The following is a 24,858-nucleotide window of genomic DNA, read 5'->3' as shown; positions in this document are numbered from 1 at the left end:
GCTATATTCAGAAATTATAGATATAATAAATATGTCTAAATTAAAGGAAAATTTATTATATTATGATATTTTAAAGGTCACAAAATACAAAATAATTTAACTAACAGGTAGGTGTAAACGTGAGCAAAGACCCTATTCTAAAAATAAAAGACCTAAAAGTTTCTTTTCTGTCGGGAAAAAAATACGTCCCTGCAGTGGATGGAATCAGTTTTGAGTTAAAAGAAGGAGAAATTCTTGGAATTGTTGGGGAATCAGGCAGTGGTAAAAGTGTAACTTCTTTAACGACAATGGGATTAATTCCAATCCCCCCGGGAAAAATTGAAGCCGAAGAAATTTCTTTTGAAGGAAAGGATTTAACCTCTTTATCCGAAAAAGAGTGGCGAAAAATCCGCGGGAATCAGATTTCAATGATTTTCCAAGAACCAATGACGTCATTAAATCCGTTATTTACGATTGGTAATCAACTTATAGAAGCGATTCAATTACATACTAACCTTTCAAAAAAAGAAGCAATTGATAGATGCATAGAATTATTAAAGCTTGTCGGGATTCCACGTGCAGAAGGGATTCTAAAAGAGTATCCGCACCAGCTTTCCGGTGGGATGAGGCAGCGTGTTATGATTGCGATGGCGATGGCCTGTAACCCGCGAATGCTGATTGCCGACGAGCCGACAACCGCACTGGATGTAACCATTCAGGCACAAATCCTTGCATTAATGAAGAATTTAAATAAAAAAACAAATACATCCATCATTCTTATTACCCACGATTTAGGAGTGGTAGCTGAAATTTGTGAACGAGTCATTGTCATGTATTCCGGCCAAATCGTCGAACAAGGCGATGTCCGAACCATCCTTAAAAATCCGCAGCATCCCTATACAAAGGGATTACTTAAATCCGTACCAGACCTTAGAGGCAAAAAAGAACGATTATACAGCATTCCTGGTAATGTTCCGGCACCTGGAACAGTTAAGAAGGGCTGTCGATTTGCGACAAGATGTTCGGAAGCGCTTTCACGTTGTTTTGAGGAGTCACCTCAGTTATACAAAATGGAAAAAGACGAGCATGAAGTAAGATGTTTATTACATTCATCAGAGGAGAGGAGTGACAAACATGTCGGAGTTACTTCTTGAAGTGAACGGTTTGAAAAAGTATTTCCCCATCACAGGCGGTCTTCTCGGCAGGAAAAAAGGGGAGGTTAAAGCGGTCGATGATGTTTCTTTTTATGTAAAAAAAGGGGAAACGCTCGGGATTGTTGGTGAAAGTGGCTGCGGTAAATCCACAACCGGACGCCTCCTCATGAGGCTGATAGAGGCAAGTGACGGGAAAATTAATTTTGAAGATAAAGAGATTACAAGCTTGTCAAAATCGGAATTACGAAAAATCCGCAGGGATATTCAAATGGTGTTTCAGGATCCCTATGCTTCTTTGAATCCCCGCCATTCTGTCGAACAGATTCTTGAGGAGCCATTGATTGTTCATGGTATCGGAACAAAGGAAGAAAGGCAGAAACGGGTTAAAGAAATGCTCGAAGTGGTTGGCTTAAGCAGTTATCATGCCAAGCGATACCCACATCAATTCAGCGGCGGGCAGCGTCAGCGTATAGGGATTGCGAAAGCATTAATGACGAAACCAAAGCTGATTATTGCAGATGAACCAGTATCCGCACTAGATGTGTCCATTCAGGCTCAGGTCCTTAACCTTATGAAAGATATTCAGCAGGAATTTGGTCTTACATACATATTTATCGCACATGATTTAGGGGTGGTCCGGCATATTAGTGACCGGGTTGGCGTTATGTATTTAGGTAGATTAATAGAATTGGCTGATAGTGAAGAGCTTTACGATAATCCGCTGCATCCCTACACAAAAGCGCTTCTTTCAGCGGTACCAATTCCGGACCCTGACCTGAAAAGGGAAACGATTTTAATAGATGGAGAGCTGCCGAGCCCGGCGAATCCTCCTTCAGGCTGTGCATTTCATACAAGGTGTTCCGAATGTATGGACATCTGCAAAACGACTAGACCGAAAGAACGAAACCTTAATGGTCATTACGTAGCATGCCATTTGTTCAACGAATAAGCATGATGCGTTTATGATAAAAATTTTAAAAGAAAAAATGGGGGTAAAAGAACGCATGAAGAAAACCATGAAATTGTTATTCATTTCGTTTTTGGCAATCAGCATGTTCCTTGTTGGCTGCAGCAGTAAAACAAGTAATAATGCAGATAGCAAAAAAGACCCTGCTTCTAGCGGCGGCTCGAAAAAAGATACACTTGTGTTTGCGCGTGGCGGTGATTCTACTTCACTTGATCCAATTACGACAACTGAAGGTGAAACCTTTAAGGTAACACAAAATATTTTTGAAACGCTTCTTGAATATGGTCCACAGGATACAACAATTCATCCGGGCCTTGCAAAAAGTTGGGAAGTCAGCCCGGATGGCTTAACTTATACTTTCAAGCTGCAAGAAGGGGTTAAATTCCAAGATGGAACAGATTTTAATGCGGATGCCGTTGTATTTAACTTCGACCGCTGGATGAATGGGGATGCAGATAAATTCCCTTATTATACAATGTTCGGCGGCTTTAAGAAGGACAAAGGACACGTTATTAAAGAGGTAAAAGCTGTTGATGGTAACACCGTTCAATTTGTGCTTAAGAGACCTCAAGCTCCATTCCTAAAGAACTTGGCCATGTCACCATTTGGAATTGCCAGCCCAACTGCTGTAAAGAAATACGGGGCTGATTTCAGAAAAAATCCAGTTGGTACAGGACCATTTAAGTTTGTAGAGTGGAAACAAAATGACAGTATTACACTTGAAAAGAACCCTGACTATTGGAAAAAAGGTCTGCCTAAGCTAAATAAAGTTATTTTCCGTGTCATTCCTGAAAATACAGCACGTCTTAATGCTTTAACAAATGGCGAAGTCGATATCATGGATGGTCTTAATAATTCAGATGAAGCCACTGTTAAATCAAATGCGAATCTGCAAGTAGTTGAGCGTCCATCCATGAACGTAGGTTATATCGGTTTTACTGTAAATCGTAAACCATTTGATAATAAGCTTGTACGTCAAGCGTTAAATATGGCTGTTGATAAGAAGGCGATTATTGATGCATTCTATGGCGGTAAAGCAGTAGAAGCGAAAAACACAATGCCGCCATCTGTTGAGGGCTATAATGATGCAGTTCAAGCTTATCCGTACGACTTGGAGCAAGCGAAAAAGTTATTAGCCAAGGCTGGTTACGCTAAGGGATTCACCATGGATCTATGGGCAATGCCTGTAGCACGTCCTTATATGCCTGAGGCTCAAAAAGTGGCGGAAGTTATTCAAGAAAGCTTCAGCAAGATCGGTGTAAAAGCCAATATTAAATCAGAAGACTGGGCTACTTATTTAGCTGATGCAGCAAAAGGTAAGTTTGATGCCTACATGCTAGGATGGACAGGTGATAATGGAGATGCTGACAACTTCTTGTACACATTGCTTGATAAAGACAGCATTGGAGCTAATAACTATTCGTTCTATAGCAATGACAAATTACATGACATTTTAATTAAAGCTCAAACTGAGCCAGATCAAAAGAAACGTAACGATCTTTATAAGCAGGCACAGGAAATTATCCATGACGATGCACCGTGGATCCCGCTTGTACACTCAACACCGCTATTGGCAGCGGGTAAAGATGTGGCTGGATATCTTCCACATCCAACAGGATCTGAACCTTTAACAAACGTATACTTCAAGTAATTATGTTGCAAAAGGGGAGCTTTGCCTCCTCTTTTGTTAGCTAATAGCATCTGACAGAAAAACTATCATTGTTAAAAAGAGGGTGAGAAAGTTGTTTACATATACGCTCCGCCGTGTCTTTTCATTAATACCGGTATTATTTGGAATGACTCTTGTCGTTTTTTCGATTATTCATGCTATTCCTGGAAACCCTGCACAGGTAATTCTTGGTCAAAGAGCAACAAAGGAAGCAATTGCCACGCTTACCGAACAATTAGGCTTAAATAAGCCTTGGTACATACAATATTTTGACTATATTAATGCCCTTCTTCATGGTGATTTAGGAACTTCATTAAGAACTAGAGGACCAATTAATGAAGAAATTTGGCCATACTTGGCAGCAACCATCGAACTTGCAGTTGTTGCAATGATTATTGCTGTAGTTATTGGGGTGAATGCAGGGATTATCAGTGCATGGTTTTCAAAATCATGGTTTGATTATGTGGCAATGGTCGTTGCGTTAGTAGGGGTGTCCCTTCCGATTTTCTGGCTTGGTTTAATGGAGCAATGGGCGTTTTCTATCCATTTAGGCTGGTTTCCAACCACTGGACGGGAGGATGTCCGTGATCCGGTATCATCGATAACAAATTTATATCTGGTCGATACACTGCTACAGGGGAGATTTGACCAGTTTGGCACCGTTGTAAAGCATTTAATTTTACCAAGCTTTGCACTTGCTACGATTCCAATGGCGATCATTGCACGGATGACTAGAGCTACTATGCTTGAGGTTATGAGAGCTGATTACATCCGAACAGCACGTGCAAAGGGGCTTCGAATGTTTTGGGTAGTGTACAAGCATTCTTTGAAAAATGCCGTTATTCCTGTTTTAACAGTAATTGGTTTGCAAATGGGACTTTTGTTAGGTGGAGCGATCTTAACTGAAACCATTTTTGGCTGGCCGGGAATTGGCCGTTACTTGTACGATGCCATTGCCTACCGTGATTATCCGGTTATACAGTCGGGGATTTTGATTATCGCAGCAATCTTTGTATTAATTAATTTAATTGTGGATCTATTATATGTATTTGTTGATCCGCGAATAAAGTATACGAAATAGGAGGGATTTTAAGTGGCTGAACTTGCAAAGAATACAGTAGAGATTTCTTCAGCAGCTGTTGAAGAAGAAAAGCTTACACCTCCTTGGAAGGAAGCAGTACAAGCATTTTATAAAAATAAACTGGCCGTCATTGGGCTAGGCATTGTCCTATTTTTTATTGTTTTAGCCATTATAGCTCCTTTAATAGCACCGTATAGCTATAAAGAGCAGGTGCTGGCTGAACGATTGCAGGCTCCATCCGGAAAACATTGGTTTGGAACGGATGATTTCGGGCGTGACATCTTTTCAAGGATTGTCTATGGGGCAAAAATCTCATTATGGGTTGGCTTTTTCTCGGTTTTAGGTTCGGTTGTCCTTGGGACGCTGCTCGGGATTGTAGCCGGATATTATGGCCGTTGGGTAGATACGATTATTTCTCGTATTTTTGATATTATGCTAGCCTTTCCTAGTATTCTATTAGCGATTGCCGTTGTGGCCATTTTAGGTCCATCATTGCAAAATGCATTGATTGCGATTGCGGTTATTAATATCCCGAACTTTGGTCGGCTTGTTCGTTCAAAGGTTCTTAGTGTAAAACAGGAAGAATATATTATGGCCGCCCGTGCGGTTGGGATGAAGGATACGAGAATTTTGTTTAAGCATATTCTTCCAAACAGTATCTCACCGGTAATTGTTCAAGCAACATTGGCGATTGCAACAGCAATCATTGAAGCGGCAGCCCTTGGATTCCTTGGCTTAGGTGCTCAAGCGCCGACACCGGAATGGGGGAAAATGCTTTCTGATTCAAAGCAGTACCTTGTTCAGGCGCCATGGACATTATTTTTCCCGGGTATCGCCATTATGCTGACGGTACTTGGATTCAATCTAATGGGTGATGGATTAAGGGATGTATTGGATCCAAAGATGAAGCAATAGAAGAAGAGGCTCGATGAGAGCCTCTTTTTTATTTGGCTATTTTTTGGAGGGTACTTAGGATTTCCAATTAATATTAGAGAAGTGGAGGGTATTTTACCAAAATCGGTGGGTAAAAGGGGAGAACCGGAATGTAAATGCTCCAAAGTGGAAGGTAAAGAGGCAAAACCGGTGGGGAACGAAATAGGGAATAAACGGAGGATGAATTTTTAACAGATATTTACTGAAAATGGAGATTTTCTATCGAAAAAGGTATTTAAATCAGAAAGATACCATGGTTTTCAATAGATTAAATAAGAAGTGGAAGGTATTTGATCAAATGCGGTGGGTAAAAGGGGAGAACCGTAATGTAAATGCTCCAAAGTGGAGGGTAAAGAGAAAAAACCGGTGAACGAAATCGGGAACAAACGGAGGATAAGTTCCAAGTAGGAATTTACCGAAAATGGTTTTTATGCCAAAAAGGTAACTAAAACAAGAATGATACCTTGGATTTTAATAATTTATTTTTGGATACAATTTAAAATAATTGTATCCAATTTTATTTAATTTATTATTGAAAATTACAAAAATAGCTGATATATTGATTATATTGTATCCAATCTAAAAAGAGGTGGATAAAATTTTGGGAAAAGTAAGTGAAGATAAGTCAACAATCGTAAAATTTGTAACGAAAAGTCTTCGGAAAGCAATTTTGAATGGAACATTGAAAAAAGGCGACCGTCTTATTCAGGAGGAATGGGCAGAGCGCCTACAAGTCAGCCGTATGCCAATTCGCGAAGCGTTAACACAGCTTCAAATGGAAGGATTAGTAGAGATGATTCCGCATAAAGGTGCGATTGTCACTCCGATTACAAAGGACAACATCGAGGAAATCTACCATACCCGGGCATTGTTGGAAGGACTTGCAGTTGAAAAATCTCTTCCCTACTTAATAGAAGATGATAAAGAGCAGCTTAAGGATATCCTCATTCAAATGGAGGAACTAGAAATAACAGATGCTACAAATGATCAATATATCCAATTGAATGCCGCATTTCATGAGACCTTAAGGAAGGGCTGTCCATGGCCAAGGGTTCAAAAAATGGTAGAAACCCTGGGAATCTCACCGATTGCACCTAATTTGCTTGTTGATTATTACCATGAAACACAGAGGGAACATCGGATGATTTACGAAGCTGTTTTGCGGGGAGATGCTGCGGAGCTTCGTGCTGCTGTTGAATTTCATATTTTACGGACAAAGAATAATCTAATTCAGTATATGGAAGAGTTGAATAACTAAAAAGGGGGATTTTACAAATGTTTGATTTTGCAATCGTCGGGGGAGGAATTGTGGGTCTGTCAACAGGAATGGCCATTTATCAACGTTTTCCCGATGCAAAAGTAGTAGTGATTGAAAAGGAGTCCGCAGTTGCCCAACATCAAACCGGTCATAACAGCGGGGTAATCCATTCAGGAATTTATTATAAACCAGGCAGCTTTAAAGCCCGCTTTGCGCGCCAAGGAAGCCAATCGATGCGTGAATTCTGTGAAATACATGGAATTGATCATGATATTTGCGGGAAGGTCATTGTTGCAACCAAGCAGGAAGAAATTCCGCTTCTCGAGAACTTATATAACCGGGGATTAGAAAACGGGTTAGGAATTCATCATATTGGACCAGATGAATTAAAGGAAATTGAGCCGCATGTAAAGGGTGTTGGTGCTATTCGTGTTCCAATGGCCGGTATTGTAAACTATCGTCAAGTAAGTGAGAAATTTGCTGAAATTATTAAAGCAAATGGCGGCGAGATTCAATTAAATACAAAGGTAGAAAAAATCCACGAGGAATCAGACCAGGTTACAATTGAAACCTCACGCGGCACAATCAAAGCAAATATGGTCATCAATTGTGCCGGGCTTCACAGCGACCGTGTAGCAGAAGCTGCAGGGTATAAAACAGACATGAAAATTGTCCCGTTCCGCGGTGAATATTTTAAATTGAAACCGGAAAAACGCTATCTTGTTAAAAATCTAATTTATCCGGTTCCAAACCCTAAATTTCCTTTCTTGGGAGTTCATTTTACCAGAATGATTTCCGGGGAAGTAGATGCCGGTCCTAATGCGGTATTAAGCTTTAAGAGGGAAGGGTATAAAAAAACGGATTTTAATGCAAAGGATCTTGCCGAAGTTTTAAGATATGGTGGTTTTTGGAAACTGGCAGGCAAATTTATGAAGGAAGGAATGGAAGAATATATTCGTTCCTTTAGTAAGAAGCAATTTACCAAAAGCCTTCAGGAATTAATTCCGGAAATCCAGGAAGATGATCTAATTCCTGCACCAGCAGGTGTTCGGGCGCAGGCGTTAAAGTATGACGGGAATATGGTCGACGATTTCTATATTATTATGGGAAAACGCTCCATCCATGTATGTAATGCCCCATCACCGGCAGCAACAGCTTCAATTGAGATTGGGAAAGAAATCGTAAGCAGAATTCCTGCGGAAACGAAAATCATCAAGTCTGCAATAGTGATATAAAATTAGGCTCTTTTATCAAGGATTGTTGTTTTTATAATAGGTTTGATAAGGTAAACTGTTTATAAAGAAGGTTGATTGGAACGGAAGGTGCGAGACTCCTGCGGGAGCAGCGGGACAGGTGAGACCCCGCAGGAGCAAAGCGCCGAGGAGGCTCACCGCCCGCCCCGCGGAAAGCGAGCATCCTGGAGTGGAAATCAACCACTCTATTCATTAGCAACAAGCTTTACGAAAGTGCCAAAAATTAAAAATAATTTGACAAATAGTTTTTTAAGTTATATACTATTATTAACTTATATTTATAGTATGCTCTCCTTTTGAAAACTACCATTTCAAAATCGGGAACAATTATAAATAATCGAAAACAGGAAAAATAATAACAGACTGCCTATTCGCTCCGATTCTATTTCCGTAGAACGATCAAGTGAACCCAAGCCAGTTGCAAAAAAGTAAATTCCTAATGTACTAGGAATCCTTTTGCAACTGGCTTTTTTAAATTTCCTGTTTTTTAAAATACTAATTTCATAAAAATCGGAGGAATGAAACATGAGTATTGCAGAAAAAACATTTGCGAAATTTGAAAGAGTAACGGAAAACTATGAAGTAAAGGTTCATCCACAGACGAACCGTCTATACCACATTCAGCTATCCAAAGAAAGCATTGTTAAATTTCTTAATCGTGTAGCACAAGAAAGTTATTCTGTTCAACACTTGGAATATACACCATATACACGTCTTCTTGTTGCGTCTCTTTTATTAGAAGAAGTAGGTGAAGAGTTTGGTGAACTTCTTCGCAGTATTGTCCATGACAGGGAGTCAGGAGGGTTTACGCTTGGTTTAGAAGGTGTAACGGAAAATACAGACGAATATGTTATTTTTGCAACTGCGATTTCTCACTTGCTTGGTACCCCTAACCATGACTCTATGTCAGGAAAGTATTATGCAAGATTTACAGTAAAGGATACAGACATCAGTGACTCCTATCTTCGTCAGGCGTATCGTTTATTTACCCTTCATACGGATGGTACGTTTGTCGATGAGCCGACTGACTGGTTATTGATGATGAAGATTGTGGAAGAAAATGCAGTTGGCGGTGAATCCCGTTTGTTGCATCTTGATGATTGGAAGGAGCTTGACCTATATGCTAATCATCCGTTAGCAGGCCATAAATTTTCCTATAAAGCACCAAAAAGTAAAAATGTTGATCAAGAGATTGAGCGTTTAACATTTTTCAACTATCATAACAAGCCGGGCATTTGTTTTATCGATCAATTTGCGTATCCTGAAAGCATTGAACAAGCGAAATATCTTCGCGACCTTTCCAACTCAATGGAAAATGACGAAAGTGTAACAGAATTGGAACTTCCGGTCGGAGATCTGGTAGTCGTTAATAATATTTTCTGGCTTCATGGACGTGCTGCCTTTGAAAAGAATCCAAACTTAAACAGGGAACTACTCCGCCAGCGCGGTCGATTTAATCAATAACAATCATATTAATTTGTTACCCTACCCCTTTGGGTATATATACAAGACAAATTCGTTTTCTAGGGCTTTTGTTCAGAAAATGAATTTGTCTTTTTATTTTAGTGTAATTTAAATACTTTAAAATATTTTATTTTTAAAAAATCCCATTGAGTAAAAATACATATAGTTGTATATTTATAATATTACAACAAAAGGAGAAAACAAATGGATATTTATCATGCGGTGACTAGCGATGTTAAAGATATTTATAATTTAATCCAGATATATGCTGAAAAACAAATCGTTTTGCCTCGTACGTATTTATCACTCTATCAACATTTACAATGTCTATATGTTATGAAAGAGAATAATAAAATACTAGGTGTTGCAGGATTACATGTTTTGGGCCAGGATCTTGCAGAGATTCGCTCTTTGGTTGTATCACCGGAGCATGCTGGAAGGGGAATTGGCCGTAACCTTGTAAATCGTCTTATAGAGGATGCACCTAGTCTTGGAATTAGCCGTGTTATGTCTTTCACCTACGAAACAGAGTTTTTCAAAAAATGCGGTTTTGAGATTGTCGCAAAAGAAACCTTACCTGAAAAAGTATGGGTGGATTGTATGAACTGCCCGAAGTTTAATTGCTGTGATGAAGTAGCAATGATTAAGTATGTTGGATAAATGGCATGGCGCCATCATGATATAAAACACCTCTTTCTGAACGAATGAGGTGTTTTCATTATATAAACCTGTATTATTCGAAATTCTCCAGCTCCTCTTTGTATTTTTTTAGTTTACGAATAACCGATGGCTGGCTAATCCCTAGATATTTGGCCATTTCATAGGTGGATTTGCATTGCTTTTGAGCTTTTTCCAGCATCCATTTTTCCACCTGTTCTAATACGGTTTTGAGATTTGTTTCTTCTGTCATCAGATGTTCAATCATGAAACTATCTTCCTCGTGTGTAGATGCCTCTCCTAGAATGGAGGCGGGCATTGAATGTTGTCGGATAATGGATTCTTCCGTAGTTAAAACAAGTCTTTCAAGTAAGTTCTCTAATTCCCGAACATTCCCGGGCCATTTATAATTAAGAAGTTTTTCGAATGCGGAAGGGTGTAATTTTTTCTCTGTTTTATATTTCTTGTTCATTAACTCCATATAATGGTTAATTAATAGAGAAATATCTTCCTTGCGATCGCGTAGTGGAGGTATGGAAAGAGGAATTACATTTAATCTGTAATATAAATCAAGGCGAAATTCCCCTTTTTGAACCATTTCCTCCAAATTTTTATTCGTTGCTGTGACTAGCCGAAAATTAACCTGCCGTTCTTTCGTTCCGCCAATTCGGATAAACTTCTTTTCTTGCAAAACCTTTAATAATTTTGCCTGGATGGACAAGGGCAGTTCGCCAATTTCGTCTAAAAATAATGTTCCTTCGTGGGCTTGTTCAATTAACCCCGGCTTCCCTTTTTTTTGGGCACCTGTAAAAGACCCGGATTCATACCCAAACATTTCGGATTCAAATAAACTTGAAGGGATGGTGGTACAATTCACTTCAATGAAAGGATTTTTATGACGGTTGCTAAAACTATGAAGTTTTCTCGCAAGCATACTTTTTCCAACACCGGACTCTCCCAACATTAACACTGTAGCATCGGTACGAGCTACTCGTTGTATGGTTTTGGCAATTTGCTGCATTTCCTTGCTCCGATAGAGAATTTCCTCTCTTCCCTTTAATTCTTCCATTTCGATTTGATATTCTTTTAGCTTTCGTTCTAATTGTTCATATTGAGCCTGAAGACTGCTGATTTCGGTTCGGTCTAGGGCGTAGCTAATGACCCGAATGATTTCTCCTTTATCGTTGTAAATGGGATAGGCCGTCGACATGATGACTTTTCCTTTTTTGGTGTTTTGCATAATTTGGATCGGTTTTTGTTCTTTAAGTACTTTAGCGGTAATAGAGGGGGTTAGAATCCCTTGTTCCTGTAGTTCAAAAATGGATTTTCCAATATATTCTTTTGGTCCGTCTTCATATACCGTCCAGTGTTCGCCGTTGGTATACAAAATAACACCAGTTTCATCCGTAATCGTGATATTATTGTTGGAAGTTTTTACAATTGTTTCTAAAATGATTTCTGCTATAGACATGTTGTTCTCCTTAATTTCTAGTATTCTAATCTAACTATAATCCAGAATTGAATCATTAATCAATAAATGGATCAAAAAATGTTATTTTTAATTCAAAAGTGGATCGAACTTTTTAAAAAAATAGACTTTTTTGTCTAATTTTAAGGTTTTTACTATTGGCACGTTTCTTGCTTTAAATATAGATGTGTATCGATAAATTGGGGGGATGTTTAGTGGCAAATCATGAATTAAAGCATGATCTGAAGACAAGGCATGTGACCATGATTTCAATTGGCGGTGTAATCGGAGCGGGCCTCTTTATTGGAAGCGGTAACATGATCATGTCAGCTGGCCCAGGTGCCTTGATATCATATATCATTGCGGGTTTAATGATTGTTCTGATTATGCGGATGCTGGGAGAAATGGCGGTTGTTAATCCTGATAGCGGTTCCTTTGCAACCTACGCACAACAAGCATTCGGGCCGTGGGCCGGGTATACGATTGGCTGGTTATACTGGTTTAACTGGGTCATTATTACGGCGATTGAAACTACTCTGCTTGGAACATTTGTACATAACTGGATCCCTGCGATTCCTGCGGTAGCGGCAAGTCTAGTGTTTCCTCTTTTAATGACCGTAACCAATATCTTTTCAGTAAAAACTTACGGGGAATTTGAGTATTGGTTAGCATTTATTAAAGTTTCTGCTATTGTTATTTTTCTAATCGTTGGTGCAGTAATTGTATTTGGCTGGTTTCCCGGAGTTAAAGCACAAGGGTTAGCGAGCCTGACGACAGGAGCCGGTTTCATCCCGCATGGATGGACACCAGTATTTCTTAGTGTCATCTTTATTACCTTCTCGTTATCTGGAAGTGAGGTAGCAGCCATTGCCGCGGGTGAATCTGAAAACCCGGAAAAAAATATCATAAAGGCAATCAATGCGGTTGTATGGCGGCTTCTTCTTTTCTTTGTTGGCTCCGTGGCGATCTTAGTCATGATTATTCCACAGGGTGCCAAGGATTTACTGCAGTCCCCTTATGCCAGTGTCTTCAATATGGTGGGCATGCCCGCTGCAGCACAAGTAATGAATGTCGTGATCTTTATTTCTCTTCTTTCTGTTTTAAATTCCGGGCTCTATACAAGCTCTCGCATGCTGTACTCTCTTTCGTCAAAGGGAACGGCTCCAAAGTTTCTTTCGCGCGTTAGTAAAAGAGGGATTCCGCTTTGGGCATTGGCGTTCAGTGTAATCTTTACATATGTGTTCGCCACATTTAAATTTATTTCGCCAGATAAATTGTTTGTATTTTTGGCAAATAGTTCAGGCGGAGTAACCATTATCATGTATATCTTTATTGCCTTCTCTCATATACGCTTGCGATTAAGAGCAGAAAAGGAAGATCCTAAGAAACTGAAAGTGAAAATGTGGCTATTTCCTTACTTAACCTATGCTACGATTGCTGCTATATTTGTTATTTTTGTTGCCCAAGCTTTTATCGATTCGATGCGTGAACAGTTTTATCTTACTTCCATCCTAACCATTTTAGTAATAGGCTCCTACTTTCTTTTATACCGAAAAAAGGAGGATGCTAAATACTCATCATCAGAAACTGAATATAATTCTAAAAAAATAGTAAATTAATTAAATTTATCAACTAAGGAGAGATTAAAATGAGTTTTGTAAAAATCCAAACAAATATACCTGGAGAAAAATCAAAAAGTTTAGTAGAGAGACGTGAAAATATCGTACCAAAGGGCGTAAGTTATGGGGTTCCAGCATTTGCAGAATCAGCCGATGGTGCATTAATTAGAGATGTTGATGGTAATACCTTTATAGATTTTGTTGGAGCCATCGGGGTACAAAATGTGGGACATGGACATCCGAAAGTGAGACAGGCACTGCATGAACAAGTGGATCAATTCATCCATACCGGATTTAATGTCATGATGTATGAATCTTATATTGAGCTTGCGGAACGACTTGCCAGCCTGGCACCGGGAAATCATGAGAAGAAAGTGCTGCTGCAAAACAGCGGTGCAGAAGCGGTTGAAAATGCAGTGAAAATTGCCCGTAAGTTTACAAAAAGACAAGGAATTATTTCTTTTTCAAGAGGGTATCATGGCCGAACTTTAATGACCATGACGATGACAAGCAAGGTTAAGCCATATAAATTTGAGTTTGGTCCGTTTGCCCCTGAAGTGTATAGAGCGCCATTCCCTTACACATACAGACGCCCGGATGGATTAACAGAAGAGCAATATGAAGAATTTGTGCTTAAGGAATTCCGCAACTTTTTTGTTAGTGATGTTGCACCGGAAACCATTGCTGCCGTGGTAATGGAACCGGTCCAAGGTGAAGGCGGATTTATTGTTCCTAGCAAACGCTTTGTCCAAGGAGTTTATGAATTTTGTAAAGAACATGGCATCCTTTTTGTTGCGGATGAGATTCAAACAGGATTTGCCCGTACCGGCCGTTATTTTGCCATTGAGCATTTTGATGTGGTACCAGATTTGATGACGGTTTCTAAATCAATGGGTGCAGGGGTGCCGATTAGCGGTGTGATTGGCCGCAAGGAAATCATGGACGCAGCGGATCCAGGGGAACTTGGCGGAACTTACAGCGGTAGTCCATTGGGATGTAAAGCTGCTTTAGCAGTTTTAGATATTATCGAAGAAGAGGGATTGAATCAGCGCGGAGAAGAAATTGGAAAAATTGTCATGGATAAATTTAAGGCGTTTTCCGATAAGTTTGATTGCGTTGGCGATATAAGAGGACTTGGTGCCATGTGTGCAATGGAGATTGTAAAAGACAAACAATCAAAAGAGCCGTCAAAAGAATTAACCAACCAAATTATTAAAGAAGCGAACAAACGAGGATTGCTAATCCTTAGCGCCGGTGTATACAGCAATGTCATCCGTCTTCTTATGCCGCTTGTGATTACAGGTGAGCAATTGGAAGAAGGTTTAACCATTTTGGAAAATTCAATTGAGGCAGCGATCGTTGCTTCTGATAGCGCTAGTTTAGTATAAACGGATAATTTTAATAGAAAGGAGAAATACAATGAGCATACATTTAATGCAGATTAACGGAGAGAGCGTAGAGAGTGAAAGTAAAGAATTGATTAAGGTAATCAACCCCGCGAATAATCAAGTGATTGCAGAAGTTCCAAAAGGGGGAAAAGCAGAGGCGAAAAAAGCGGTAGATGCTGCATACGCCGCCTTTAAGGAATGGTCTGCCAGAACTGCCGAAGAACGCAGTCAATTCCTGATGAAATGGTTTCAATTAATTGATGAAAATAAAGAAGAACTTGCTCGGATTATGACAGAAGAGCAAGGAAAACCATTAAAAGAGGCATTGGGTGAAATTATCAATGCGAACAGTTATGTTTCATGGTATGCAGAAGAGGCGAAACGGATTTATGGAGAAACCATCCCATCCTCTCATCCGAATAAACGAATTCTTATTCAGAAGCAGCCAGTGGGTGTCGTTGCGGCGATTACACCATGGAATTTCCCAGCTTCTATGATTACCAGGAAAGTGGCTCCTGCACTTGCGGCTGGTTGTACGGCTGTAATTAAGCCGGCCACACAAACTCCTTTAACGGCTTTAAAGATTGTGGAGCTTGGGCATTTAGCGGGTATTCCAAAAGGCGTGTTAAATGTCGTAACAGGAGATTCCCGTGCAATTGGCGACGCTTGGTTACAAGATGAGCGTGTTCGTAAGCTGACGTTTACGGGCTCCACCGAAGTTGGGAAGATGCTAATGAAGGGGGCAGCAGACACCGTAAAGAAAATTTCCTTAGAATTAGGTGGTCACGCTCCGTTCATCGTGATGGATGATGCAAATATCGATAAGGCAATTGAAGGGCTTGTAGGCTCTAAGTACAGAAATGCAGGGCAAACTTGTATTTGTACGAATCGTGTCTATGTCCACGAGTCGATTGAAGCTGAATTTAACGAAAAGTTCCGCGAAGCCGTTTCGAAATTAAAAATTGGAAATGGCTTAGACCAAGGAACAGACATTGGGCCAATGATTGATTTGCATGCGATTGATAAGGTGAAAGAACAAATTGATGATGCTCTTGAGAAGGGCGGACAACTCCTTCAGGGAGGAAATAGGCCAAATATTGCAGACGGTTATTATTTTGAACCAACGATTATTACAAATGCTTCAGATGAAATGCTTTGTATGAACGAGGAAACATTTGGACCATTGGCACCGGTTGCGACGTTTAAAACAGAAGAGGAAGTAATTGAACGGGCTAATAATTCAATCTACGGATTGGCTGCTTACGTCTATACTGAAAGCCTAAGCAGGGCGATTCGAATCAGTGAAAAGCTCGAATATGGAATCGTCGGGCTGAATGATGCCCTGCCTACTGTCGCGCAGGCACCGTTCGGAGGATTTAAGGAAAGCGGATTAGGGAGAGAAGGCGGTCATTACGGAATTTATGAATATCTTGAAGTGAAATATGTATCGATTGCTTTTTAATAACTGTACTATGAATATTAGAGGATAATTAGTTCAATATATGAGCTAATATCCTCTTTTTTTAATAGATATTCGAATTATAAGCTATAGTTCTTTAATTGATGAATCAAAATTAATTTAATATATTCACCTTAATGCCTTTATTTAATATATTTTGATAATCAATAAATTCATATAAGTCCTCTTCAATTATTGAATTTATGCTCTTTAATTCGTCTAGAGACAACTCTTCTATTCCTTTATTATGATCTTCACAATAAATGACAATAGAACCTACGATACTGTGTGCATCTCTAAATGCAACCCCTTTGCTAACTAAATAATCAGCGACTTCTGTTGCATTAAGAAAGCCGTGTTTCACAGCTATTTTCATATTTTCAGTATTTACCTTCATAGTAGAAATCATATAAGACATAATTTCTAGACAAGATAACACTGTATCTAATGCATCAAAAAATGGTTCTTTATCTTCCTGCATATCCTTATTGTAAGCTAAAGGCAACCCTTTCATCGTTGTTAGAAGTGAAGTAAGAGAACCATATACTCGTCCTGTTTTTCCTCTTATAAGCTCTGCTGCATCAGGATTTTTCTTCTGAGGCATAATACTGCTGCCTGTAGAATATGCATCATCAATAGTAATAAATCTAAACTCTTGACTACTCCATAAAATCAGTTCTTCACTTAACCTGCTTAAATGCATCATGATAATCGAAAAACAAGACATTAATTCTAATAGATAATCTCTATCACTAACTCCATCGAGGAAATTGTTTACAGGTTTTGAAAATCCCAACTCCTCAGCTGTCATTGCTCGATCTATATCATGAGTCGTTCCTGCCAATGCTCCACATCCAAGTGGACTTTCATTCATAATTTCTATTGCATTAAGGACTCTTTTTCTATCCCTTTCAAGCATATTAAAGTAGGCCATTAAATGGTGTTTAAGAGTTATTACTTGAGCTCTCTGTAAATGGGTATATCCTGGCATAATCACATTGTTTGCTTCTGCTTTTTCTTTCAGACTATTTTGTAGCCCATCAATATACGTGAGTACTTCTAATGCCTTATGTTTAGCGTATAGTCTAATATCTAAAGCAACTTGGTCATTTCGACTTCTTGCTGTATGGAGTTTTTTTGCTGTTTCACCTATTCGTTCTGTTAACTTCGATTCAATGAAACTATGAATATCTTCAAAATTTCCCTCGATTACTAATGTACCGTTTTCGATTTCTTCCAATATGGAAAGAAGAGTCTTTATAATACTTTGTCCTTCTTCTTCTGTCAGTAATCTACATTTTACAAGCATATTTACATGAGCAATACTGCCATTAATATCTTCAGAATAAAGTCTCTTATCAACATGAAGGGAACTATTAAAGTCCTCCATTAGTTTATTTTCTTCTTTTCTAAAACGTCCTCCCCAAAGCTTCATAAGCATTTCTCCTTTTTTAAAATGAAATTGTTTTTAAACGGCTGTGTTTTCTATATTTTGTAATTCTTGAATGTTCCCCTTTTTTCGCATATACCAAATACCGTTATATACGGCAAAATAGTAAAAAATGAATCCTATTATTGCCACGATATAAGACATGTATGGTTCTGGAATTATTCCTTTACCACCAAAATTTCCTATTGATGAAATTCCAACGAGCATCAAAATATAAATTACAAGATAAATACCGCCTAGGATTTCTAACGATTTATGTTTATTGATAAAATGAACAATTAAATATCCTGCAAGTCCAATCACTAATCCCCAAATGGCAAGTTGGACTCTGCTCCAGTTTGTCCAATAAATAAGCAAAGTAGCAAATACAAATGCTGAAGGAGCAATAATAGGCATGCCTGGGATACCGTTGTCTTTTGTCAAACCAACCTTACGAAACACCATTACCGTTACACATGCTGAAGCGTATTTAAAAATACCAATTGCTCCAACAATTGCTACAATCGCTGTCCAACTCTTTAAGGGGAACAAAAAGAGCAACCCAATAAGGAAATTGAGAGTAAGTGCACGTGTTGGAACCCCAAATCTTTTATTAATAGATCCGAAATAAGATGGAAGGAATCCACTTTTCGCCATTGCAAAAACATGTCTTGAAGTTCCAGCAGTATAAGCGAGCGCTGAACCAGTTGGTGAAATCATTGCATCCGCTGTAATGGTCCAAGACAGCCAAACCATATTTGCCATAAGTGCTAAATTCGCAAATGGGGAGTCAAATTTTATTCCACTCCAACCATTAGAAAGCATTTCTGGCGGAACGGCACCAATAAAAACGATTTGAAGTAATGCATATAAAATAGCTGAAAATGACAGAGATGCGATAAGCGCAAGTGGAATATTACGTCTTGGGTTAACAACTTCGCCGCCCATCATAATTACATTCCCGAATCCTGTATAGGCAAAAAATATACCACTCGTTAAGATTGCGCTTAATCCTGCTCCATATCCATTTGGGGCGACCCCATGACTCGTATAATTCTCTGCATGAAAACCCGTCATAAAAAAAGCAATGATGGTTAATAGGGGTACTATAAATTTAATTGTGGTAATAATGGTATTTGTCACAGAAAATAATTTCACACCAAAATAGTTCACAACAACAAAAAATACCATTAATAAAGTTGATGCAAGAACTCCTGTTGTAGTAAGTTGCTCCTTAGTTGCATCATATAGTCCTGGCAAGAACTGATTAGCGTATTGAATAACTCCTGACGATTCCACGGGTGCAGTGGCGCAGTAGCCAAGCCAAATTGAAAAACTTGTCACTGTACCAAGTAATTTTCCATGGGAATAAAGGGGATATCGGGCCAACCCGCCTGTTTCTGGTTTTACCCTTCCTAATTCTGCATAAACAAGAGCAATAAGAGTGATGACGAATGCAGCAATAATCCATGACAAAATGGCTATAGGTCCAGCTAGTTTTGCCGTATTCCATGGTCCAAAAAGCCAGCTTGATCCAATAATTCCTCCAAGAGATAGTGCTGTAAGTGACCAAAAGCCCATTTTCTTTTTTAAATATTGTTCTTGACTCATGAAATTCCCTCTTTCTTAATGGGGTATATTATTATTTGTCCTATTACTAGTATAAAAATTCTAAACGACCTCTAGAATCATAAATAGTTCAGCACTTTACTTAAAATAAATAACTCCTTTCCAATTTTTTAAGCTAATCCGTTTTATACGTAAACTTTACCAAAAAAATTAAAAGTACCTAGGACACTTTAGCTTAGCCATAATGTTCCACACAAAGATTAGCTCAATTGTGATTTTTTAAAAGGTTAAAAACAGGTAATTACCCTAAAATGATTTTATTTGAAACGTTTGCATTTTGCAACATGTTTTTTGAAAATTCACAACTTGAAAAGGATGGGCTTGGTTTTGTCAAGGAGTTGAAATAGCTGCATACTGGGCTAGACAAAGGGGAAAATCATCGTGTAACCTATAATAAAATAGAGAAGTGCCTTGTGATCAGGTACTGGAAGGTAGGTACACATATGTATCAGATTGGAATTGTAGGCCCTAAAGCTTCGGTAGATCGAATTTTGACTCTCGCGAAGAAAATGGATTTGAGCTTGCGATTTTTACCATTTCCGTACAACCATTTTCAGGAGACGGGTGCCATCGTCAAAGAAAATGATCATCAGGTTGATATATGGTTTTTTTCGGGTAAGCTTTCCTATATTATTGCAAAAAACATCATAAATTCTGATGAAAAATTGATACATATTCAACATACAGAAGCAAGTCTTTACCGTTGTTTTTTGCAGACGGCTCTTAACCATCATGTCATCGTCGAAAGGGTTAGTATCGACGAGCTTGAAGAGACAAAAATCGAAGAAGCGTTAGAACAGCTTGGTGTACCCGTTTCTAATGTTTATATTAAAAAATATGGAATACAGACCAACCCAAACGATTTACTGAGCTACCACATGAACTTATGGGAAGAAGGTAAGATTGATGTTGCGATAACTTGTTTCGAAGGGGTGTATAAAAGTTTACTATCAGCTGGTGTTCCTGCATACTGGTATACCCCTACAAGTCTTGAGATTCAGCAAACAATAAGGATATTGGAGGAAAAGGTGAGGGCCTTCTATTTTAAGGATACTCAAATTGGTGTGGGAATCATTGATATTAATGATTTTGATAGGATTGCTGAAAAAGCAAGGAGTCCCTACCGTTTACAGTACTTGGAGACCCGCCTTAAGGAATCGTTAATTCGGTTGTGTGAGTCTTTAGACGGTTCTCTTATGGAACGTGGAAATGGCCGATATGTTATTTTTAGTTCCCGTGGTGCCATTGAGAGAAAAATTAGCATGCTGGTTCAGACAGTGGATCAGCTTTCTCTTGAATCCGAGTCGACGATCGCAGTTGGAATTGGATATGGAGAAACAGTCTTTGCTGCAGAGGTTAATGCTCTTAGTGCAATCCAGCGGTCCAAAGAGAGGGAGGATCGTGGAATTGTAATTATCCAGGAGGATGGGAAGGTCATCGAATCTGCAGGGAAAGACGATGAGTTGTCTTATTCTTATCGTCTTGAAGATAAAGATTTCCTAGAAAAGCTTGAACAAGGAAATGTAAGTGTTCGAATGTATAGTAAACTAGCAGCGATTGTGAGACGATTGGGATTAAGAAGTTTCACAACAAAAGAAATTGCTACCCATCTTCGTCTCGATGAGAGAAATGTTAGACGGATGGTTACTGGTTTAACTGAAGTGGGGTTAGCGGAGTACATGGGTTCTGAAGGCTCTGCCTCTCGTGGTAGGCCAAGTAAAATTTATCGTTTAACATAATATAATGCAGATGGCGAAAATCATAGCAATTAACCAAATATTACTCAAATACCCCTTAGAATTTTTTCTAAGGGGTATTTGCCTTCTATAAATGGCAGATTTAAATTTTTATTGACTAATATGAAAATTCTCAATATAATCAGGAAAAGTAACAATTCATGTGAGGAGATATAACATGGATATCATTGATGAATTATATCACACCTTAGAATTTCATATTGCCCCCGAAGATTTTATCAATATTTTATTAGAAATAAAGATTTGTAAAGAAAAAGAAATGGCTCAATTGAAGGAAAAAATCATTAAATTCGAGGAAAAGAGGAGAACATATGAGGCGTGGTATCAATCATTATCTCCTTTTAAGAAATTTTTTACAGGACGTCCGCCCAGCCATCATCAAGCCGTGGAGTATCTTGTAAATGTGAAGCAACGTTTAAGTCAAATAGAAGAAATTAAGAAAAAAATGGCTGAATTAGAGAGAATCATAAATTTAGTGAAAAATGAAGAACAACAAGCTATTGTACTTTCTCATAGTGTTATAGAGGAACTTAAAAACTATAAAGAAATGGGGGGACAATTGCAATGACCATCCATACTATCCAATCAGGTCTTGATACCATCTGGGTTGTGCTGACTGCGGCCATGATTTTATTAATGGAGGGTGGCTTTGCCCTCCTTGAGGCAGGCTTTGTACGCTCAAAAAACAGTGTGAACATTATTATGAAGGTATTTGCTGATATTACGATTGGGACACTTTGTTATTATTTAGTCGGATTTGCCTTTATGTATGGCTCTGATCTGTTTGGAGTAATCGGGACGGATGGATTCATGTTAAAAGGGGATTTTACCCATTTAAAATTATCGATTTCCACAGATACTTTTTGGCTTTTCCAAGGTGCTTTTGTTATCGCTGTTATTTCCATTGTTTCCGGTGCTGTAGCGGAACGAGTTAATTTTCGAGCTTATCTTTTATACGTCATCTTGATGACAATGTTTATCTATCCCATTGCCGGCCATTGGGTATGGGGTGGCGGCTGGTTAGGGAAATTAGGAATGGAAGACTTTGCGGGATCAGCAGTTATCCATGCGTTAGGTGGATTTTCGGCATTAGCCGCAGCGATCCTAATCGGACCAAGAAAAGGTAAATTTGCTTCAAAGGATTCATCATCAATTGCTTTGCCTAGTAATCTGCCGCTTGCTTCGGTAGGAGCTTTTTTATTATGGTTCGGCTGGTTTGGTTTTAATGCCGGAAGTACGCTAGCTGCAACAGATGTTAGAATAGGTCACATTGCTATCGTAACAATGCTATCAGCTGCTGCGGGCGGGGCAACTGCATTGATCTATACTTTATTTCGGTACGGCCGATCTGATGCCCCATCTGTCATTAATGCCTCCTTGGCAGGTCTTGTAGGGATCACAGCAGGTTGTGCTTATGTAAGCGACCAGTCATCCATCTTAATTGGGGCGATTTCAGCGTTGTTGATGATGACTGCAACGAATTGGTTAGAAGCAAAACGGATTGATGATCCGGTTGGAGCATTTCCGGTTCATGCTGTTTCTGGTGTGTGGGGAACCATAGCTGTTGGGCTGTTCGCAACAAATGGAGGCCTTTTAACAGGCGGAGGCTGGCATTTATTGGTAGCTCAATTGTTAGGATTATTCATTTTGTGTGCGTGGGGATTCCTGCTTACATGGGGAGGTCTAAAACTCATTAATAAATGGGTTCCCATTCGGGCATCAAATGATGAAGAAGAGCTTGGTCTGGATATAAGCTACCATGGAATCATGGCAACCCATACATCTCCAGAGTTCCTTCAAGTAGAAGATTATTTTAAGGAAAAATAAGGTTGGAAAAATCGTTAATGCTACAGGCTTTAACGATTTTTTTATTCCTGCCCAATTTTCATTGAACCAAAAATAGGAAAGTTTATATTGTGTACAAAACGAGAATAAATGGATAAAATAATAGCAAACTTTAAACATATAAATCCAATAAGAAAGGTTGGATTAAATTGTCAAAATCTATCCGCTCCATACCACGGCCGCTTGTAAGGACAAATCAATCGGTTATTGTGGTCTGTGCTGTTTTAACATTGTTTTCCGGAAAAGAATGGTTTTTACTCATACCATTTATATCTGGTCTCCTTGGTCTGTTGTTTGGATTTAATCCCATTATGTATATTGCAAAGAGATTTTTACGAAAAGAACCAAAGGAGTATATTCCTGAAGATTGGGACCAACAACAATTTAACCAAAAAATTGCACTTTTTTGCTTAGGAATTGGCTTCACAGGCTTTTTAACAGGCTGGAATACAGTTGGATATATATTCACTACTCTTGTAGCGATAGCAGCTTTCGTGGCAATCTTAGGATTTTGTATCGGATGTTTTATCCATTATCAATGGAAAATGTATTCCTATAAAAGAAGAAAATAGAAAACAGCATAAATAGAATGAAAGAGCAGAAACATGCTAACAGCGGGAATTCTGCTTTTTTTGTATAAAAAATGTATATTCTCACAAAAAGAAATGTAAACGTTTTCAAAAATGTCGATTAGGAAAATTCAATTTATAAAGAAAATTTTGTATGATTATGATTGAATAATTATTAATCTGACGGTATAATAATTCATTAAGAAGATGAACTCGGGAGATGAAAAAATGAAAGCTGCAATCATTGGGGGAACGGGATACGGGGCAATTGAATTAGTAAGGCTAATCGAAAAGCACCCTTATATAGAGGTCGGTACGATTGTTTCCAACTCACAGGCTGGAACGAATTTTAGTGCGGTTTATCCACATCTTTCAGGTATTAAAGAAATACCTTTGGAATCATTTGATGCAAAAAACTTAAGTGAAAATAACGAAATTGTCTTTCTGGCAACCCCATCTGGAGTTAGCAGCAAATTGGTACCAGAATTATTAGAGACCGGTATTAAATGTATTGACCTTTCCGGAGATTTCCGCCTCAGGTCAAAAAATGATTATGAAACTTGGTATAAGAAAACTCCGGCGGATGAGCAATATTTACAACATGCAGTTTATGGACTCAGTGAAATTTATTCAGAAAAAATTAAAACGGCCCAACTCATTGCGAACCCGGGTTGCTACCCTACTGCGGCAACGCTCGGGCTTCTGCCAATTTTGAAAACAAGTTTAGCAGATTCCAAGACGATTATCATAGATGCAAAATCGGGAGTATCAGGAGCAGGAAGAGGACTTTCTCTAACCTCGCATTATGCTGAAATAAATGAAAACATCAGGGCCTATAAACTGGGTGCTCATCAGCATATTCCTGAAATCGAGCAAACGTTAAGTGATGAATCAAAAACACCGATCACGGTTACTTTTACAACTCACTTAGTACCAATGACAAGAGGCATCATGTGTACGACGTATATAAATTTAAAGGAAAGCAGTTCAACAGAAGAAGTACATGAATTATACGAAGAATTTTATAAAAATAAGCCATTTGTAAGGGTAAGGCCAATCGGCAGCACTCCTTCTACAAAAGAGGTAGCAGGAACCAATTATTGTGACATTGGTTTACACGTTGATCAAAGGACTGGACGATTAACGATAGTATCGGTTATCGATAACCTGGTAAAAGGGGCATCCGGGCAGGCAATTCAAAACCTTAACATGATGAACGGATGGGATGAACGTACGGGGCTTAACGATATACCGATGTATCCATAGAACGTGATAAATTT

Annotated in this window: 20 protein-coding genes; 17 read left to right on the top strand and 3 right to left on the bottom strand. The window is 38.8% G+C overall.

Annotation, left to right across the window (positions count from 1 at the left end; all coding sequences use genetic code 11):
* Positions 1-119: 119 nt before the first annotated feature.
* The 9 genes from BIV60_RS11220 to BIV60_RS11175 all read left to right on the top strand — a co-directional run bounded on the left by BIV60_RS11220 (position 120) and on the right by BIV60_RS11175 (position 10,418).
* Entirely contained in the window at positions 120-1,133 is a 1,014-nt protein-coding gene (locus tag BIV60_RS11220) for an ABC transporter ATP-binding protein (protein ID WP_071355829.1), read from the top strand.
* A complete protein-coding gene (locus BIV60_RS11215; protein WP_071355828.1) occupies positions 1,114-2,082 on the top strand; it encodes an ABC transporter ATP-binding protein in 969 nt (322 codons plus the stop codon). The genes BIV60_RS11220 and BIV60_RS11215 overlap by 20 nt, the downstream gene beginning before the upstream one ends.
* Positions 2,083-2,137: 55 nt before the next feature.
* Positions 2,138-3,751 carry an ABC transporter substrate-binding protein gene (locus BIV60_RS11210; RefSeq protein ID WP_071355830.1) on the top strand — a complete coding sequence of 538 codons (1,614 nt, stop codon included), beginning with the start codon at positions 2,138-2,140 and terminating at the stop codon, positions 3,749-3,751.
* Between the two features lie 91 nt (positions 3,752-3,842).
* Entirely contained in the window at positions 3,843-4,850 is a 1,008-nt protein-coding gene (locus BIV60_RS11205; RefSeq protein WP_071355827.1) for an ABC transporter permease, read from the top strand.
* Positions 4,851-4,862: 12 nt separating this feature from the next.
* Positions 4,863-5,765: a nickel transporter permease gene (gene nikC, locus BIV60_RS11200; RefSeq protein WP_071355826.1), complete on the top strand. Its 903-nt coding sequence runs from the start codon at positions 4,863-4,865 to the stop codon at positions 5,763-5,765.
* 619 nt (positions 5,766-6,384) lie between these two features.
* A complete protein-coding gene (locus BIV60_RS11195; RefSeq protein WP_083402215.1) occupies positions 6,385-7,041 on the top strand; it encodes a GntR family transcriptional regulator in 657 nt (218 codons plus the stop codon).
* Positions 7,042-7,058: 17 nt separating this feature from the next.
* Positions 7,059-8,276, top strand: coding sequence for an L-2-hydroxyglutarate oxidase (lhgO, locus tag BIV60_RS11190; protein ID WP_071355824.1), 1,218 nt, complete (start codon positions 7,059-7,061; stop codon positions 8,274-8,276).
* A 543-nt stretch (positions 8,277-8,819) separates the two neighbouring features.
* Positions 8,820-9,758: a glutarate dioxygenase GlaH gene (gene glaH, locus BIV60_RS11180; RefSeq protein WP_071355822.1), complete on the top strand. Its 939-nt coding sequence runs from the start codon at positions 8,820-8,822 to the stop codon at positions 9,756-9,758.
* Between the two features lie 204 nt (positions 9,759-9,962).
* A complete protein-coding gene (locus BIV60_RS11175) occupies positions 9,963-10,418 on the top strand; it encodes an N-acetyltransferase (RefSeq protein WP_071355821.1) in 456 nt (151 codons plus the stop codon).
* A 73-nt stretch (positions 10,419-10,491) separates the two neighbouring features.
* Here BIV60_RS11175 and BIV60_RS11170 read toward each other — a convergent pair whose 3' ends face one another.
* Entirely contained in the window at positions 10,492-11,886 is a 1,395-nt protein-coding gene (locus BIV60_RS11170) for a sigma-54 interaction domain-containing protein (RefSeq protein ID WP_071355820.1), read from the bottom strand.
* 182 nt (positions 11,887-12,068) lie between these two features.
* On the opposite strand from BIV60_RS11170, the gene BIV60_RS11165 reads away from it, so the two are divergent.
* Genes BIV60_RS11165 through BIV60_RS11155 form a run of 3 tightly spaced genes read left to right on the top strand, consistent with a single transcriptional unit; the run spans position 12,069 to position 16,352 of the window.
* Positions 12,069-13,502 carry an amino acid permease gene (locus tag BIV60_RS11165; protein ID WP_083402214.1) on the top strand — a complete coding sequence of 478 codons (1,434 nt, stop codon included), beginning with the start codon at positions 12,069-12,071 and terminating at the stop codon, positions 13,500-13,502.
* A gap of 29 nt (positions 13,503-13,531) precedes the next feature.
* Positions 13,532-14,890, top strand: coding sequence for a 4-aminobutyrate--2-oxoglutarate transaminase (gabT, locus tag BIV60_RS11160; protein ID WP_071355818.1), 1,359 nt, complete (start codon positions 13,532-13,534; stop codon positions 14,888-14,890).
* A gap of 31 nt (positions 14,891-14,921) precedes the next feature.
* Positions 14,922-16,352 carry an NAD-dependent succinate-semialdehyde dehydrogenase gene (locus BIV60_RS11155; protein ID WP_071355817.1) on the top strand — a complete coding sequence of 477 codons (1,431 nt, stop codon included), beginning with the start codon at positions 14,922-14,924 and terminating at the stop codon, positions 16,350-16,352.
* A gap of 112 nt (positions 16,353-16,464) precedes the next feature.
* Here BIV60_RS11155 and argH read toward each other — a convergent pair whose 3' ends face one another.
* Together argH and BIV60_RS11145 are read right to left on the bottom strand one after the other, a co-directional pair.
* Positions 16,465-17,784 carry an argininosuccinate lyase gene (gene argH / locus BIV60_RS11150; protein WP_071355816.1) on the bottom strand — a complete coding sequence of 440 codons (1,320 nt, stop codon included), beginning with the start codon at positions 17,782-17,784 and terminating at the stop codon, positions 16,465-16,467.
* Positions 17,785-17,817: 33 nt separating this feature from the next.
* Positions 17,818-19,389, bottom strand: a complete 1,572-nt coding sequence (locus tag BIV60_RS11145; protein WP_071355815.1) for an APC family permease — start codon at positions 19,387-19,389, stop codon at positions 17,818-17,820.
* 461 nt (positions 19,390-19,850) lie between these two features.
* On the opposite strand from BIV60_RS11145, the gene BIV60_RS11140 reads away from it, so the two are divergent.
* The 5 genes from BIV60_RS11140 (at position 19,851) to argC (ending at position 24,844) form a co-directional block, all read left to right on the top strand.
* The gene (locus tag BIV60_RS11140; RefSeq protein WP_071355814.1) at positions 19,851-21,146 is read left to right on the top strand and encodes a helix-turn-helix domain-containing protein; all 1,296 of its coding nucleotides are present in this window, start codon (positions 19,851-19,853) and stop codon (positions 21,144-21,146) included.
* Positions 21,147-21,321: 175 nt separating this feature from the next.
* Positions 21,322-21,732, top strand: coding sequence for a hypothetical protein (locus tag BIV60_RS11135; protein WP_071355813.1), 411 nt, complete (start codon positions 21,322-21,324; stop codon positions 21,730-21,732).
* On the top strand, positions 21,729-22,991 hold the full coding sequence (locus BIV60_RS11130; RefSeq protein WP_071355812.1) for an ammonium transporter: 1,263 nt from the start codon (positions 21,729-21,731) through the stop codon (positions 22,989-22,991). Before BIV60_RS11135 ends, BIV60_RS11130 begins: the two co-directional genes overlap by 4 nt.
* A 167-nt stretch (positions 22,992-23,158) precedes the next feature.
* The gene (locus tag BIV60_RS11125) at positions 23,159-23,581 is read left to right on the top strand and encodes a DUF4395 domain-containing protein (protein ID WP_071355811.1); all 423 of its coding nucleotides are present in this window, start codon (positions 23,159-23,161) and stop codon (positions 23,579-23,581) included.
* 225 nt (positions 23,582-23,806) lie between these two features.
* On the top strand, positions 23,807-24,844 hold the full coding sequence (gene argC / locus BIV60_RS11120; RefSeq protein WP_071355810.1) for an N-acetyl-gamma-glutamyl-phosphate reductase: 1,038 nt from the start codon (positions 23,807-23,809) through the stop codon (positions 24,842-24,844).
* Positions 24,845-24,858: the final 14 nt, after the last annotated feature.

It is taken from the genome of Bacillus sp. MUM 116 (assembly GCF_001866655.1).
In the GTDB taxonomy this organism is placed as follows: Bacteria; Bacillota; Bacilli; order Bacillales; family Cytobacillaceae; genus Neobacillus.
This window is presented reverse-complemented; position numbering and strand designations above follow the sequence as displayed.

Coding starts and splice junctions, on each gene's coding strand:
- BIV60_RS11215 (WP_071355828.1), top strand. CDS start 1,114: ATGTCGGAGTTACTTCTTGAAGTGAACGGTTTGAAAAAGTATTTCCCC.
- BIV60_RS11210 (WP_071355830.1), top strand. CDS start 2,138: ATGAAGAAAACCATGAAATTGTTATTCATTTCGTTTTTGGCAATCAGC.
- lhgO (WP_071355824.1), top strand. CDS start 7,059: ATGTTTGATTTTGCAATCGTCGGGGGAGGAATTGTGGGTCTGTCAACA.
- glaH (WP_071355822.1), top strand. CDS start 8,820: ATGAGTATTGCAGAAAAAACATTTGCGAAATTTGAAAGAGTAACGGAA.
- BIV60_RS11175 (WP_071355821.1), top strand. CDS start 9,963: ATGGATATTTATCATGCGGTGACTAGCGATGTTAAAGATATTTATAAT.
- BIV60_RS11170 (WP_071355820.1), bottom strand. CDS start 11,886: ATGTCTATAGCAGAAATCATTTTAGAAACAATTGTAAAAACTTCCAAC.
- BIV60_RS11165 (WP_083402214.1), top strand. CDS start 12,069: ATGTGTATCGATAAATTGGGGGGATGTTTAGTGGCAAATCATGAATTA.
- gabT (WP_071355818.1), top strand. CDS start 13,532: ATGAGTTTTGTAAAAATCCAAACAAATATACCTGGAGAAAAATCAAAA.
- BIV60_RS11155 (WP_071355817.1), top strand. CDS start 14,922: ATGAGCATACATTTAATGCAGATTAACGGAGAGAGCGTAGAGAGTGAA.
- argH (WP_071355816.1), bottom strand. CDS start 17,784: ATGAAGCTTTGGGGAGGACGTTTTAGAAAAGAAGAAAATAAACTAATG.
- BIV60_RS11145 (WP_071355815.1), bottom strand. CDS start 19,389: ATGAGTCAAGAACAATATTTAAAAAAGAAAATGGGCTTTTGGTCACTT.
- BIV60_RS11140 (WP_071355814.1), top strand. CDS start 19,851: ATGTATCAGATTGGAATTGTAGGCCCTAAAGCTTCGGTAGATCGAATT.
- BIV60_RS11135 (WP_071355813.1), top strand. CDS start 21,322: ATGGATATCATTGATGAATTATATCACACCTTAGAATTTCATATTGCC.
- BIV60_RS11130 (WP_071355812.1), top strand. CDS start 21,729: ATGACCATCCATACTATCCAATCAGGTCTTGATACCATCTGGGTTGTG.
- argC (WP_071355810.1), top strand. CDS start 23,807: ATGAAAGCTGCAATCATTGGGGGAACGGGATACGGGGCAATTGAATTA.